Origin of the sequence: Streptomyces sp. NBC_00045, assembly GCF_045041095.1 — a bacterium.
Taxonomy (GTDB): Bacteria; Actinomycetota; Actinomycetes; order Streptomycetales; family Streptomycetaceae; genus Streptomyces.
Map to the genome: position 1 here is coordinate 2,073,614 of NZ_CP108271.1, position 14,386 is coordinate 2,087,999.

Annotated in this window: 13 protein-coding genes; 2 read left to right on the forward strand and 11 right to left on the reverse strand. The window is 74.2% G+C overall.

The features are described 5' to 3' along the window. Positions 1 to 521: 521 nt before the first annotated feature. The 5 genes from OHA65_RS09815 to OHA65_RS09835 all read right to left on the reverse strand — a co-directional run bounded on the left by OHA65_RS09815 (position 522) and on the right by OHA65_RS09835 (position 5,752). Entirely contained in the window at positions 522 to 1,646 is a 1,125-nt protein-coding gene (locus tag OHA65_RS09815) for a glycosyltransferase family 4 protein (protein ID WP_327282747.1), read from the reverse strand. 208 nt (positions 1,647 to 1,854) lie between these two features. Beyond that, complete coding sequence (recN, locus tag OHA65_RS09820; protein ID WP_327285596.1) at positions 1,855 to 3,573, reverse strand: DNA repair protein RecN; 1,719 nt, start codon at positions 3,571 to 3,573, stop codon at positions 1,855 to 1,857. Positions 3,574 to 3,658: 85 nt separating this feature from the next. Further along, positions 3,659 to 4,603: an NAD kinase gene (locus OHA65_RS09825; protein ID WP_327282748.1), complete on the reverse strand. Its 945-nt coding sequence runs from the start codon at positions 4,601 to 4,603 to the stop codon at positions 3,659 to 3,661. Further along, complete coding sequence (locus OHA65_RS09830) at positions 4,600 to 5,415, reverse strand: TlyA family RNA methyltransferase (protein ID WP_327282749.1); 816 nt, start codon at positions 5,413 to 5,415, stop codon at positions 4,600 to 4,602. Before OHA65_RS09830 ends, OHA65_RS09825 begins: the two co-directional genes overlap by 4 nt. A 7-nt stretch (positions 5,416 to 5,422) precedes the next feature. After that, positions 5,423 to 5,752, reverse strand: a complete 330-nt coding sequence (locus OHA65_RS09835; RefSeq protein ID WP_327282750.1) for a hypothetical protein — start codon at positions 5,750 to 5,752, stop codon at positions 5,423 to 5,425. 65 nt (positions 5,753 to 5,817) lie between these two features. On the opposite strand from OHA65_RS09835, the gene OHA65_RS09840 reads away from it, so the two are divergent. Next, entirely contained in the window at positions 5,818 to 6,165 is a 348-nt protein-coding gene (locus OHA65_RS09840) for an SCP2 sterol-binding domain-containing protein (protein ID WP_328762307.1), read from the forward strand. A gap of 115 nt (positions 6,166 to 6,280) precedes the next feature. Here the strand turns inward: OHA65_RS09840 and OHA65_RS09845 are convergent, their stop codons facing one another. From OHA65_RS09845 to OHA65_RS09860, 4 genes are all read right to left on the reverse strand, one after another. Continuing rightward, on the reverse strand, positions 6,281 to 7,135 hold the full coding sequence (locus tag OHA65_RS09845; protein WP_327282752.1) for an ABC transporter ATP-binding protein: 855 nt from the start codon (positions 7,133 to 7,135) through the stop codon (positions 6,281 to 6,283). Beyond that, positions 7,132 to 8,202, reverse strand: a complete 1,071-nt coding sequence (locus tag OHA65_RS09850; RefSeq protein WP_405761751.1) for a FecCD family ABC transporter permease — start codon at positions 8,200 to 8,202, stop codon at positions 7,132 to 7,134. Before OHA65_RS09850 ends, OHA65_RS09845 begins: the two co-directional genes overlap by 4 nt. Beyond that, positions 8,199 to 9,245, reverse strand: coding sequence for a FecCD family ABC transporter permease (locus tag OHA65_RS09855; RefSeq protein WP_405761753.1), 1,047 nt, complete (start codon positions 9,243 to 9,245; stop codon positions 8,199 to 8,201). Before OHA65_RS09855 ends, OHA65_RS09850 begins: the two co-directional genes overlap by 4 nt. Before the next feature lie 153 nt (positions 9,246 to 9,398). Continuing rightward, positions 9,399 to 10,430, reverse strand: a complete 1,032-nt coding sequence (locus OHA65_RS09860; RefSeq protein WP_371646456.1) for an HAD-IIA family hydrolase — start codon at positions 10,428 to 10,430, stop codon at positions 9,399 to 9,401. Positions 10,431 to 10,548: 118 nt separating this feature from the next. Between OHA65_RS09860 and OHA65_RS09865 the strand changes: the two genes are divergently transcribed. Further along, positions 10,549 to 11,820, forward strand: a complete 1,272-nt coding sequence (locus OHA65_RS09865) for a DUF1015 domain-containing protein (protein WP_327282756.1) — start codon at positions 10,549 to 10,551, stop codon at positions 11,818 to 11,820. Positions 11,821 to 11,904: 84 nt separating this feature from the next. Here OHA65_RS09865 and OHA65_RS09870 read toward each other — a convergent pair whose 3' ends face one another. Both OHA65_RS09870 and OHA65_RS09875 read right to left on the reverse strand, forming a co-directional pair. Next, on the reverse strand, positions 11,905 to 12,774 hold the full coding sequence (locus tag OHA65_RS09870) for a tetratricopeptide repeat protein (RefSeq protein WP_327285597.1): 870 nt from the start codon (positions 12,772 to 12,774) through the stop codon (positions 11,905 to 11,907). Then, complete coding sequence (locus tag OHA65_RS09875) at positions 12,771 to 14,258, reverse strand: hypothetical protein (protein ID WP_405763492.1); 1,488 nt, start codon at positions 14,256 to 14,258, stop codon at positions 12,771 to 12,773. The genes OHA65_RS09870 and OHA65_RS09875 overlap by 4 nt, the downstream gene beginning before the upstream one ends. Between the last annotated feature and the right edge of the window lie 128 nt (positions 14,259 to 14,386).

The following is a 14,386-nucleotide window of genomic DNA, read 5'->3' on the forward strand; positions in this document are numbered from 1 at the left end:
CTCCTTCCCGACGTGTCCCTCCCCCAGGCCCCGCACCGCGGCGGGGTGCGGTGACCGCGCGCCGCGCGCAGCCGGGGATCGGCCCCGGGTCAGGGGCCAGGCGGCCTCCGACGGGCCACTGGCTGCCGTCCAGGGGCGCGGCGCCCCCTCCGAGGCGAGTGGTGCGCGCTCGCTGCTCAGAGCCCGTCGGCGGGCCGCAGGGGGCGGGTGGGCCCTGCGGGGCGTGTCGAGCCCCCTGGGCCATCCCGGCCCCGCCTGCGTTCGAGGCGGGGGTGAGGGCCCGGGCGGAGCCCCTGGGGCCCCGAGCCGGAACCTGACGCAGCCCTGTCGGCGACTGTGGCGGGGAATGGGCACGGGGGACGGGGGCTGGCCCACGGCGACCGGGCCGCACCCGCACGACGCCCTCGCCCCCATCCAGCCCTGCCGGCGATCCAGGCACGAGGGCCCGGGCGGAGCCCCTGGAGCCCCGAGCACGCCGGAACCTGGCCCAGCCACCCGTCGGCGACTGCGGCGGGGTGGGGTCAGGGGCGGCGGGGGGTCAGTTCGTCGTAGATCGAGAGGATCTGCGCCACCGTGTCGTCCTCCGACGGCCACGTCGCCGCCTGGGCCCGCCCCGCCGCGGCCAACCCGCTCCGCCGGGCCGGGTCCGACAGGAGGTCCGCCACCGCCGTTGCCAGCGCGGCCGCATCCCCGTACGGCACCAGCACCCCCGCGTCCCCGACCAGCTCCGGCACGCCCCCGACCGCCGTCGCGACCAGCGGCACCCCCGCCCGCAGGGCCTCCTGCGCCAGCAGGGACCGCGCCTCCCACCGGCTGGGCAGCACCGCCAGGTCCGCCGCCGCCAGCAGTTGCGCCGCGTCCCGGCGCCGCCCCAGCAGCCGCACCGGCAGACCCTCGGCCTCGATCCGCCGGGTCAGCTCGGCCCGCTGGGGGCCCTCCCCCGCGATCACGACCAGCGGCAGCGGCTCCAGTACCCGCCACGCCCGCGCCGCGTCCAGCAGTACGGAGTACCCCCGGTGTTCCACCAGGCTGCCGACCGCGATCAGCAGCGGCCGTCCCACCGCTCCGAGTTCCGCCCGTGCCTTGCCGGGGTCCGCCGTGTCGTCCGGGCCGGCCGGTCCCGGCCCCATCGGCACGGCCACCGGCGCCAGTCGTGCGTCCCGGGCGCCCCGCGCCCGTGCCAGGTCCACCTGGTCCGAGGACGCGCCCAGCACCACCGCCGCGGCCCGTGCCACGTGCCGTTCCAGCACCCGGCCGAGGCGCCCGAGCGCCCCTTCGGCCGCCGGGCCGCCGCCGTGCCAGCTCACCACGAGCGGGACCCGGCGCCCGCGCAGCGCCAGCGCGGCCCGCATTCCGGCTCGTACTCCGTGCGCGTGCACCACGTCCGCCCCGGCGCACACGGCGCGCAGCGCGCTCACCGCGTCCGGGGTGAACTGCGCCCCGGCGCCGGTGAAGTCGTACTCCCCCTCCGCTTCGACGGGCGCGCACACCGTGACCCCGACCCCGCGCGCGGCGAGCCCGGTGGTGAGCGACCGTACGTGCGCGCTGCTGCCCGCGCCGGCGCCGCCGAGTACTTGGACGGTGCGGAGCGGTGGCCGCCCGTACGGCTGCGCGGGGACGGGGGTGGAGACCGGGGAGCTGCTCACGGGCCGAAGCTCCAGGGTGAGGGAGGAAGGCAGAGACTCGCCCAGGATGCCAGTCCGCACGCGCGTTCCGGGACCATACGGGTGCGGATCCCGCAGGAGATACCGTCACACGCCCCCGAGTCTCACCCACACGGCGTAGCGCAGGATGCGACGAGGGCCCGGGACGGCGTCCGTCCCGGGTCCTCGCACACCACGACCGCGACCGCGGCTACACGTCCGCGCGCGCCGCCGCCAACAGTTCCTCGGCGTGCGCCCGCGCGGACGCCGAGTCCTCGTGGCCGGCCAGCATGCGCGACAGCTCGCGGATGCGGTCCTCGCCTTCGAGGACGGTGACCCCGCTCCTCGTCACGGACCCGTCGTTGGTCTTCTCGACGAGCAGCTGCCGGTCCGCGAAGGCGGCGACCTGCGGCAGGTGCGTGACGACCACGACCTGCGCCGACTTGGCCAGTTTCGCGAGCCGCCGTCCGACCTCGACCGCCGCCTTGCCGCCGACGCCCGCGTCGACCTCGTCGAAGAGGTAGGTCGGCACCGGGTCGGAGCCGGCGAACACGACCTCCACCGCCAGCATCACGCGCGACAGTTCACCGCCCGAGGCGCCCTTGGCGATCGGCCGCGGCTGGGCGCCCGGGTGCGGGGCGAGCAGCAGTTCGACCTCGTCCGTGCCCGAGGGCCCGTACGCGACCGGACGGCCGTCCACGTCCACCCCGTCGGGGTCCTCCACCTGCCGGATGTCGATCGTCACCCGTGCGTGCGGCATCGCCAGCGACGCGAGCTCCTGCGTGACGGCCGACGCGAACCGCGTCGCCGCCTCCACCCGCGCGTCGGTCAGCCCCTGCGCCAGCAGCGACAGTTCGGCCCGCAGCCCGTCGCGTTCGGCGGTCAGTTCGGTGATCCGCTCGTCGTCGCCGTCCAGCTCCAGCAGCCGGGCCGAGCCCCGCTCGGCCCACTCCAGGACGGAGTCGATCGAGTCGCCGTACTTGCGCGTCAGCTGGGTCAGGGCCGCCCGCCGCTCTTCCACCGCGGCGAGTCGCAGCGGATCGGCGTCCAGGTCGTCGGCGTAGCCGGCGAGTTCCCCGGCGACGTCGGCGAGCAGGATCCCGAGCTCCCCGATCCGTTCCGCGAGCGCGCCGAGCGCCGCGTCGTGGGTCCGTACGGCTTCCAGGGCCCGGTGTGCGCCCGCGACGAGGGTGTTGGCGTCGACGTCCTCCGGGTCCTCGACGTCGCCCGCGAGGGCCGCGTGGGCGATCTGCGCCGCCGAGGCGAGCGATTCGGCGTGGCCGAGCCGTTCCGCCTCCGCCGCGAGCTCGGCGTCCTCGCCGGCCAGCGGTTCCACGGCGGCGATCTCGTCCAGGCCGAAGCGCAGCAGGTCGGCCTCCTGGGCGCGTTCCCGGGCCCGGGTGGTGATCTCGTCGAGTTCGACGGCGACGGCGCGCAGCCGCCGGTAGGCGGCCCCGTACTTCTCCAGCGGGACGGCGACGGCGTCGCCGGCGTACCGGTCGAGTGCCTGGCGCTGGCGGGCGGGCCGCAGCAGCCCCTGCTGGTCGGTCTGCCCGTGCACGGCGACGAGGTCGTCCGCGAGTTCGCCGAGCAGGCCGACGGGCACGGAGCGGCCGCCGACGTGGGCGCGCGAGCGCCCCTCGGCGGACACGGTCCGGCTGATCAGCAGGGCTCCGTCGTCGAGCTCGGCCCCGGCTTCCTCGGCGCGTACGGCGGCGGGCGCGTCGGGGCGCATGACGATGCGGCCCTCCACGACCGCCGCCTTGGCCCCGATCCGGACCAGGGCCGGGTCGGCGCGACCGCCGAGCAGCAGGCCGAGGCTGGTGACGACCATCGTCTTGCCCGCGCCGGTCTCACCCGTCACCGCGGTGAAACCGGGCGACAGCTCGACCACCGCGTCGTCGATGACCCCGAGCGACCGTATCCGCATCTCCTCAAGCACGGGACGACGATACCGAGGTTTCACCGGTGCCATGTGACGTCACCCGTCGAGAGTTTCCCGAACGAATGTGCTATTAGTGGGGCGCTCCGCGCCACCCAGACACCGGCAGCGCGAACTTCGCGACGAGCCGGTCCGTGAACGACGCGTGGTGCAGCCGGGCGAGCCGCACCGGCACCGCGCCCCGCCGGACCTCCACCCGGGCCCCTGCCGGCAGCTCCAGCGTCCGGCGGCCGTCGCACCACAGCACGCCGTGCGGCACTCCGGTCTGCACCTCCACCGCCAGCACCGAGTCCGGCGAGGTCACCAGCGGCTTCGCGAACAGCGCGTGCGCGCTGATCGGCACCATCAGCAGCGCTTCCACCTCCGGCCAGACCACCGGCCCGCCGGCGGAGAAGGCGTACGCCGTGGATCCCGTCGGGGTCGCGCAGACGATCCCGTCGCAGCCGAAGCCGGACACCGGGCGCCCGTCGATCTCCAGGACCACTTCGAGCATCCGTTCGGGCGACACCTTCTGGACGGCCGCCTCGTTCAGCGCCCAGTCCCGGTGGACGACGTCTCCGTTCGTCCGTACGAGCACGTCGAGGGTCATCCGCTCCTCGACCTCGTACGCCCGCGTCACGACCCGGTCCACGACCTTGTCCAGGTCGTCCCGCTCGGCCTCCGCGAGGAACCCCACCCGACCCAGGTTCACCCCCAGCATCGGCACGCCCGAGCCGCGCGCGAACTCCGCGCCGCGCAGCAGGGTCCCGTCGCCGCCCAGCACGATGAGCAGCTCGCAACCTTCGAGCGCCGCGGGGGTGCACTCGGCCACCAGCTCCACCTCGGGCGGCAGTGGCAGGTCCCTCGCCTCGAACTCGACGACCCGTACGCCTAGCCCGCTCTTCAGCAGCCCCTGTACGACCAGCTCGGCGCTGCGGATGGCCGCCGGCCGCCCGGTGTGCGCCAGCAGGAAGACGGTCCGCCCCTCCGTCGGAACCGATGATTGCGAGGTATCCGACCTGTCCGCTGATTCAGTCACTGCGGCCCCTCCGCCACTGCTCGGTCAACATCCGCCGGGTCGAGTGCCGGTGCCCCCGCCCTCAGCCACAGAAAGTACTCGACGTTACCCGACGGACCGGGCAACGGACTCGCGGTCACCCCGAGCACGCCGAGCCCCAGCTTCGCCGCCCGGGCCGCCACCTCGCGCACGGCCTCCGCCCGCAGCTCCGGGCTGCGTACGACGCCGCCGCTGCCGAGCCGGTCCTTGCCGACCTCGAACTGCGGCTTGACCATCAGCACCAGGTCCGCGTCCGGGGCGCAGCAGCGCACCAGGGCGGGCAGGACCAGGCCGATGGAGATGAAGGACAGGTCGCCGACGACGAGGTCGACCGGGGTCCCGTCGAGCTGCTCGACGGTGAGCTCGCGGACGTTCGTCCGGTCCTTGACGGTGACCCGGTCGTCGCTCTGCAGCGACCAGGCGAGCTGCCCGTAGCCGACGTCGACGGCCATCACGTGGGCCACGCCCGCGCGCAGCAGTACGTCGGTGAACCCGCCGGTGGAGGCGCCGGCGTCCAGCGCCCGGCGGCCCTCGACGGCCAGGCCCTGCGGCTGGAAGGCCGCCAGTGCGCCGGCCAGTTTGTGGCCGCCCCGGGAGACGTAGTCGGGGTCGCTGTCGTCCTTGAGGACCACCAGGGCCGCGCTGGTCTCGACCTGGGTGGCCGCCTTGGTCGCGGTGGCGCCGCCGACCGTCACCCGGCCCGCGGCGATCAGCTGGGCGGCGTGCTCGCGCGAGCGGGCCATGCTGCGGCGTACCAGTTCGGCGTCCAGGCGGCGGCGTGCCACTCCTGCCACGTTCGGTTCAGCTCCTGTTTTCGTACGGTCCGGGGACGGGCGGTGCGTCCAGCGCGGTCAGCGCGTCGCGCAACCCCCTGTGCACATCCTCGTACACCGCGACGTGTCCGTCCGCCGTGAGGTGGTCGGCTTCGGCCAGCCGCTCCAGGTGCGCGTCCACCCCGGCATGGCCGGTGGGCGTACGGACGAGGCCGAGGGGCTCGGGGCCGGCGGGCCCGGCGGAGGGCTCCGGCGCCGCTTCCCCGGAGGCGCCGAGTACCGCGGACACGCCCGGTTCACCACGTTCACCCGGTACGTCCGGTGCGTCCGGTGCCGCGTCGGCCAAGTCGTCGGTCATGCCACGACGCTACCCCGAAGCACCCGGGCGGCCGCGCACGGCTCTGCGGTACGGTCGAGATCACGATGGCTACGATCGATGAGTGCCGCGCCGCACTCGACCGACTTTCCGACAACCTCGCGCAGGCCGACGGCAGTGTGCGCGGTGCTGCCGCGCTGGACCGCTCCCTGAGCTGCCACATCACGGACCTCGACCAGACCTTCACCGGCCGCCTCGAAGGAGGCCGGATCCGGGTGGACGCGGTCTCCCCCGGTCCGCCCGCCGCCAAGGCCGAGATCCGGCTCGCGATGGCCGGGGACGACCTGGTGGCGATGGTCGCGGGCGAGCTGAAGTTCGCCAAGGCCTGGGCCTCCGGCCGGGTCCGGCTGGAGGCCGGCTTCCGCGACCTGCTCCGCCTCAAGAGCCTGCTGTGACCCGGCACGACCCGGCCCCGCCCGGTCGCATCGGGGCGCCGGGGGCACGCCGGCCGTAGCCGGAGGAGGGACCGGGAACGGCGCCCCGGCAACGGCGCGCACGCTCCCTCGACGGTCAGCCCGCGGCACCCTTACCGGTCAAACGCCCGGCCCGGGTCCTGGCGGCCGGGATCACCAGCGGGGTGCCCGTCTCCGGGTCATCGATGATCTGGCAGCGCAGCCCGAACACCTTCTCCACCAGCTCCGCCGTGACCACCTCGGCCGGCGGCCCCTCCGCGACGACCTCTCCGCCGCGCATCGCGATCAGGTGCGTGGCGTAGCGGGCCGCGTGGTTGAGGTCGTGCAGCACGGCCACCAGGGTCCGGCCCTGGTTCTCGTGCAGTTCGGCGCACAGGTCCAGCACGTCGATCTGGTGCTGGATGTCGAGGTAGGTGGTCGGCTCGTCCAGGAGCAGCAGCGGCGTCTGCTGCGCGAGCGCCATCGCGATCCACACCCGCTGGCGCTGGCCGCCCGACAGCTCGTCCACCGACCGGTCCGCGAGCTCGGCGACCCCGGTCGAGGCCATGGATTCGAGGACGATCCGCTCGTCCTCCGGCGACCACTGCCGCAGCAGCCCCTGGTGCGGGTAGCGGCCCCGCGAGACCAGGTCGGCGACGGTGATCCCGTCCGGCGCGATCGAGGACTGCGGCAGCAGGCCCAGCGTCTTGGCGACCTTCTTGGCCGGCATCGACCCGATGGCCTGCCCGTCCAGCAGTACCTGCCCGGCGGACGGCTTCAGCATCCGCGACAGGGCCCGCAGCAGCGTGGACTTGCCACACGCGTTGGGTCCGACGATCACCGTGAACGAGTGGTCGGGGATCTCCACCGACAGGTTCTCGGCGATGACCCGCTGGTCGTAGCCGAGGGTCACGTTCTGCGCGGTCAGCCGCTGCACCTGCGTACTCCTTGAGTTGCTCGTGTCCGTGCTCATATACGTCCCGCCCTGCGCTCGGTGACGAGCAGCCAGAGCAGGTAGACACCGCCGACCAGCCCCGTCACCACACCCACCGGCAGCTGGTCGGCGCCGAAGGCGCGCTGCGAGGCCCAGTCGGACACGAGCAGCAGGACGGAGCCCATCAGCGCGCCGGCGAGCAGGTTCGACCCGGGCGAGCGGGTCAGCCGCCGGGCCAGCTGGGGCGCGGCCAGGGCGACGAACGAGATGGGTCCGGCGGCCGCGGCGGCCGCGGTGGTCAACAGGACCGCCGCCAGCATCAGCAGCATCCGCGTACGTTCCACCCGTACTCCGAGGGCGTACGCGGCGTCGTCGCCCATCTCCATCATCCGCAGGGCCCGGCCCTGCCCGAGGACGAGCGGGAACAGCACCGCACACGTCCCGAGCAGCGGCCAGACCTGGCTCCAGTCCCGGCCGGCGAGCGAGCCGGTCAGCCAGACCATCGCACGGGTGGCCTCGACGAGCTGGGCCTTGGTCAGCAGGTAGTTGATGACGGCGACGAGCATTGCGGAGGCGCCGATGCCGACCAGCACCAGCCGGTAGCCGTGGATGCCGCGCTTGTACGACAGCAGGTAGACGACGACGCCGGTGAGCAGTCCGCCCACGAGCGCGCCTCCCGCGACCGCGTTCACGTCGCCCTTGAACAGGACGATCACGGTGAGCGCACCGACCGACGCGCCGTAGCTGAAGCCGAGCAGGTCCGGGGAGCCGAGCGGGTTGCGGGAGACGGACTGGAAGACCGCGCCGGCCATGCCGAGCGCGGCGCCCACCAGCAGGGCGACCAGCACGCGCGGCAGCCGCAGGTCGTTGACGATGAAGTCGTGGGCGGGGGTGCCGTTGCCCAGCAGGGTCTGTACGACGTCCCACGGCGCGATCTCGAAGTCGCCGGTGCCGATCAGGACGACGGCCATCGCCAGCGCGGCCGCGGTGAGCAGCAGTCCGGCGACCAGCGCCCGGGGCTCCAGGCGCAGGGACAGCCCGCCGGGGCCGCGCAGGGGACGGGAGCCGCGGGAGCCGGGCTCGTCCGCCCGGAGGTCGACGGTCACAGCTGGGCCATCCTCTTGCGCCGGACGAGGTAGATGAAGACGGGTCCGCCGATGAGCGCGGTGACGATGCCGACCTGGAGCTCGGCGGGCCGGGTGACGACCCGGCCGACGACGTCCGCGCCCAACAGCAGCACCGGCGAGAGGACCGCCGAGTAGGCGAGCACCCACCGCATGTCGGGGCCGGTGAGGAGCCGCACCAGGTGCGGGATCATCAGCCCGATGAAGACGATCGGCCCGCAGGCGGCGGTCGCCGCCCCGCACAGCAGGGTGATGGCGACCACTGCGGCGATCCGGGTCCGGGTGAGGTGGGCGCCGAGGGCCCGCGCGGTGTCGTCGCCCATGGCCATCGCGTTCAGCGGCCGGCCCAGCGACAGCGCGATCACCGCGCCCACCAGCAGGAACGGCGCGACCTGCCGGACGGTGTCCATGTTCGCGGAAGCCAGCGAGCCCACGGTCCAGAAGCGGATCTTGTCCAGCGCCTTGCTGTCCATCAGCTGCACGGCGTTGATGTAGCCGACCAGGGCCGCGCTGGCGGCGGTACCGGCGAGCGCGAGGCGCACCGGTGTCGCGCTGCGGCTGCCGCCGAGTACGTAGACCACGACGGAGACGACGGCGGCGCCGAGGAAGGCCCACCACACGAACTCGCTGAGCGAGGAGGCTCCGAGGAAGGTGACGGCCGAGACCACGGCGGCCGCGGCGCCCGCGTTGACGCCGAGGATGCCCGGCTCGGCCAGCGGATTGCGGGTCAGCGCCTGCATGACCGCACCGGAGAGGCCGAGGCCGAGCCCGACCATCAGCCCGAGGAGGGTGCGCGGCACCCGCAGGTCGCGCACCACCACGTCGGAGGGCGTTCCCGCGTAGTGGAACAGGCCGTGCCAGACCTGGTCGAGGGGCATCTGTTTGGCGCCCACGGCGATGCTCGCCACCGCGATCAGGGCCAGCACCGCGAGGGCGCCGAGCAGACCGGCGGCGCGGGCCGCGTGCCGCGGGCGGGCGGCGGCGACCGGCGCCGCGCTCTGTTCAGGGGGACTCTCGACCAACACGGAAGTTAGGTTAGCCTACCCTCCGCCCGGCCAGGTGCCGTTCCGCCTGATCAGCCCCTGCTCGACACCGGCAGGGAACCGGCTCGGCCCCGGCTCGGCACACGGCGCCTCACGGACCGCCGCCCGACTGCCCGACTGCCCGGCCGCCCCCGCCTACAACCCGATCCGGGCCAGGGCCTTCCCCGCGTCCAGCGAGCAGGAACCCTCGACCGCCTGGGTCCAGGCGGCCGCGCACATCGCCCGCAGCCCGTCGATCGGATCGCCCTCGCCCCGCAACTCCAGTACGTCCGCCGCCGCCACCGCGGTCCAGCCACCACAGCGGAAGCCCCCGTCCGCCGCCACGACCTCCGGCTGCCCCGTCAGCAGCCCCCGCAGGTCCCGGTCCACGTACGTCGGCCGGTGCCTCGGCTCGGCCCGCAGCAGCTGCGCCCCGTCCGTCACCCCGGTCAGCACCAGCAGCGAGTCCACCTCCCCGTTGAAAGCGCCCTCGATGTCCGTGTCCAGCCGGTCACCGACCACCAGCGGCCGCTCGGCCCCGGTCCGCAGCACCGTCTCCCGGTGCATCGGGGGCAGCGGCTTCCCCGCCACCTGCGGTTCGGCACCCGTGGCGATCCGGACGACCTCCACCGCGGCCCCGTTGCCGGGCCCGATCCCGCGCGCCCCCGGAATCGTCAGATCGGTGTTCGACGCGTACCACGGCACCCCGCGGTGGATCGCGTACGCGGCCTCCGCGAACCGCGACCACGGCAGGTCCGGGCCCCCGTACCCCTGGACCACCGCCGCGAGCCCCTCCTCGTCGGCGGAGTCCACCGGGACCAGCCCCCGCTCGCGCAGCGCGACCCGGAGCCCCTCCCCGCCGATCACCAGCACCTTCGACCCCGGCTCCACCTGCTCCGAGATCAGCCGGGCCACGGCCTGCGCCGAGGTGATCACCTCACCGGCCTCGGTCGGGATGCCCAGCTCGCTCAGGTGCTCGGCGACCGCCTCCGGGGTACGCAGCGCGTTGTTCGTGACGTACGCGAGGTGCATCCCGTCGGCCCGGGCCGACGCCAGCGACTGCGCCGCGTACGCGATCGCCTCGCCGCCCGCGTACACCACTCCGTCCAGGTCCAGCAGGGCCGTGTCGTACGCCTTGTGCAGGCTGCGCTCGCTGCCCGCCGGACTCGTCCTGATCTGCCGGGTCATCCTGTCGGCTCCCTGTCCGTTCGATCCTCGACCGGTCCGTGACCGATCCCGACTGCTTGTGCTGCGGTCTTGCTCACCCGATCATCCCGCATCGCGAGACGCGTCTTACCATGCACCAATGACCACATCTGGTACTGCGGACGACGGGCTGCGCCTGATCCCCTTCCACGGACTGCGCTATGACCCGGAGCGTGTCGGCAGCCTGGCCGCCGTCACCTCACCGCCGTACGACGTGGTGGTGCGCCCGGACGGCGTCGACCACTTGCAGTCCGCCGATCCGCACAACATCGTCCGCCTGATCCTGCCTCAGGCGGACACCCCCGCCGAGCGCAACGAACAGGCCGCACGCACCCTGCACGACTGGCTCCGCAACGGCATCCTCAGCGCCGACCCCGAGCCCGCCCTCTACGTCTACGAGCAGCGCAAGGGCGGCCTGCTGCAGCGCGGTGTGATCGGTGCCCTCGCCCTGTCGCAGCCCGACGCCGGCATCGTCCTCCCGCACGAGGACGTGATGCCGGACGTGGTCACCGACCGGGCCGGCCTGATGCGGGCGGCTTCGGCCAATCTGGAGCCCCTCCTGCTCACCTATCTCGGGGACGACACCGCAGCCGGCGCGGCCGAGGTCGTCGAGCGGACCGCGACAGGCACTCCGCTGCTCGCCACCACCACCGAGGACGGCTTCCGCCACCGGCTCTGGGCCATCACCGACCCCGCCGACCTGGCCGCCGTCACCGCCGACCTCGGGCACCGCCAGGCCCTCATCGCCGACGGACACCACCGCTGGGCGACGTACCTGCGCCTGCAGGAGGAGCACCAGTCCCCCACCGCATGGGACTTCGGGCTGGTCCTCCTCGTCGACACGGCCCGCTACCCGCTCCAGGTGCGCGCCATCCACCGGATGCTGCGCCGCACCCCGGTCGCGGACGCCCTGGCCGCCGTCGAGGGCAGCTTCCGGGTCCGCCCGGTCGAGGGCCCGCTGCCGCTCGCCCTGGAGGCCCTCGCCGACGCCGCGGAGCGCGGCAACGCCTTCCTCCTGACCGGCGACGGCACCTTCCACCTGGTCACCGACCCGGATCTGGACCTCCTGGAGCGCACCGTGCGCCGCGACCGTCCCGAGGCCTGGCGCCGGCTGGACGCGACCGTCCTGCACGCGACCCTGCTCGACGCGCTGTGGCAGATCCCCGACACCCCCGACCAGATCTCGTACATCCACGACGCCGCAGCCACCGTCGCCATGGCCGAGCGTCACGGCGGCACCGCGGTCCTGCTGCACCCCGTACGGGAGCAGGTCGTGCGGGACCTGGCCCGCCAGGGCGTCACGATGCCCCGCAAGTCCACGTCCTTCGGCCCGAAGCCGGCCACCGGCCTGGTCCTGCGCAGCCTGACCTGACCCGGCCCGGCCCGGCCGCGGATACGAAAAAGGGCGGCACCCCACCGGGGGTGCCGCCCTTTCTCAGTTCAGCAGGACCGCTGCTCAGGCCTTGTCACGGGCCTGGGCGTCGTCCTCGTCCTCGTCCTCGTCCTCGACGACGGCGATCTCGTCGGTGACGTCGACGTCGGCGTCCGCGTCGGACCGCTCCAGGGGCTCGTACTCGTCGTCGTCCTCGTCGTAGTACTCGGCCTGGTCGGACGCACGCTCGGCAGCAGCCACCTCGGCGGCGTCCTGCTCTTCGTCCTCGTCGTCCTCGTCGTCCTCGTCCTCGTCGACCCCGTCCGGCTCATCGCCGGCGAGCGCGTCGACGAACTCGACGCCGTCCAGCTCGGCGAGCCGGTCGGAGGCGTCCATCGAGCCGTCCTTGTCCGCCTCGACCGTCTTGGCGAACCACTCGCGCGCCTCGTCCTCACGGCCGGCCGCCAGCAGGGCGTCCGCGTAGGCGTACCGCAGGCGCGCGGTCCACGGCTGGATGGCGTTGGAGGCCAGCTCGGGGCTCTGCAGGGTCACGATGGCGGCGTCGAGCTGCCCCATGTCCCGGCGCGCACCGGCGGCGACCAGGCGCATCTCGACCTGGCCGGCCTTGTCCAGCTTCTGCACCTCGGGCTCGCCGGCCATGGCCAGCGCGCGCTCGGGGCGGCCGAGGCCGCGCTCGCAGTCGGCCATGACGGGCCACAGTTCGACGGAACCGGTCATGCGCTTGGCGGCGCGGAACTCCGCGAGCGCCTCGCTGTACTTCTGCGTGGCGTACGCGGCGAAGCCGGCGGCCTCGCGGACGGCAGCGACGCGGGAGGCCAGGCGCAGGGCGATGCGCGAGTACGCGTACGCCTGCTCCGGGTCCTCGTCGATCAGCCGGGCGACCATGACCAGGTTGCGGGAGACCTCCTCGGCCAGGCCCTTGGGCAGGCTCAGGAGCTCCTGGCGGACATCGGCGTCGATCTCCAGGCCGGTGACGTCCTCGTCGATCGGAAGCCGCTTGACCGGGTCCCGGTCGCGGTCCGCGCGGTAGTCGCGGTCGCCGCCACGGTCGTCGCGACCGCCACGGTAGCCACCGCGGTCGCCACCACGGTCATCACGACCGCGGAACCCGCCACGGTCGCCACCGCGGTCGTCACGGCGCGGGTACGACGGACGGTCGCCACCACGGTCATCGCGACCGCCACGGAAACCACCGCGGTCGTCATCACGACGCGGGTACGAGGGACGGCCACCACGGTCGTCATCGCGGCGCGGGTAGGACGGGCGGGTACCACGGTCGTCATCGCGGCGCGGGTACGAGGGGCGCTCGCCACGGTCGTCACGGCGGAAGCCACCACCACCGCCGCCGGAGGGGCGCTCACCGCGGTCGTCGCGGCGCGGGTACGACGGACGGTCGCCACCGCGGTCGTCGCGACGCGGGTACGAGGGACGGTCCTCGCGGCCGCGGAAGCCGCCGCCGGAGGGGCGCTCACCGCGGTCGTCGCGACGCGGGTACGACGGACGGTCGCCACCGCGGTCGTCGCGACGCGGGTACGAGGGACGGTCCTCGCGGCCGCGGAAGCCGCCGCCGGAGGGACGCTCGCCACGGTCGTCGCGGCGGAAGCCACCACCACCGCCGCCAGAGGGACGCTCACCACGGTCGTCGCGACGCGGGTACGACGGACGGTCGCCACCACGCTCATCACGGCCACCACGGAAACCACCGCGGTCGTCATCACGACGCGGGTACGAGGGGCGCTCGCCACGGTCGTCACGGCGGAAGCCACCACCACCGCCGCCGGAGGGGCGCTCACCGCGGTCGTCGCGGCGCGGGTACGACGGACGGTCGCCACCGCGGTCGTCGCGACGCGGGTACGAGGGACGGTCCTCGCGGCCGCGGAAGCCGCCGCCGGAGGGACGCTCGCCACGGTCGTCGCGGCGGAAGCCACCACCACCGCCGCCAGAGGGACGCTCACCACGGTCGTCGCGACGCGGGTACGACGGACGGTCGCCACCACGCTCATCACGGCCACCACGGAAACCACCGCGGTCGTCATCACGACGCGGGTACGAGGGGCGCTCGCCACGGTCGTCACGGCGGAAGCCACCACCACCGCCGCCGGAGGGGCGCTCACCACGGTCGTCACGGCGCGGGTACGACGGACGGTCGCCACCACGCTCATCACGACCGCCACGGAAACCACCGCGGTCGTCATCACGACGCGGGTACGAGGGACGGCCACCACGGTCGTCATCACGGCGCGGGTAGGACGGGCGGTCGCCACCGCGGTCATCGCGACGGAAGCCGCCGCCACCACCGGTGGCGGGACGCCCGCCGCGGTCGTCGCGACGCGGGTACGACGGACGGTCGCCACCGGTCGGCCGGCCACCGCGGTCGTCGCGGCGGAAGCCACCACGGTCACCGCCACGGTCGTCACGGCCCCCGCGGTAGCCGCCCCTGTCACCGCCGTCGTTGCGACGAGGCTCGCGCTCCGGACGATCGTCGGGAGAGTTGGACATGGGTGTGACTCCTGTCTTCGGGGTACCGCTAGTCATTCTCGCGCAA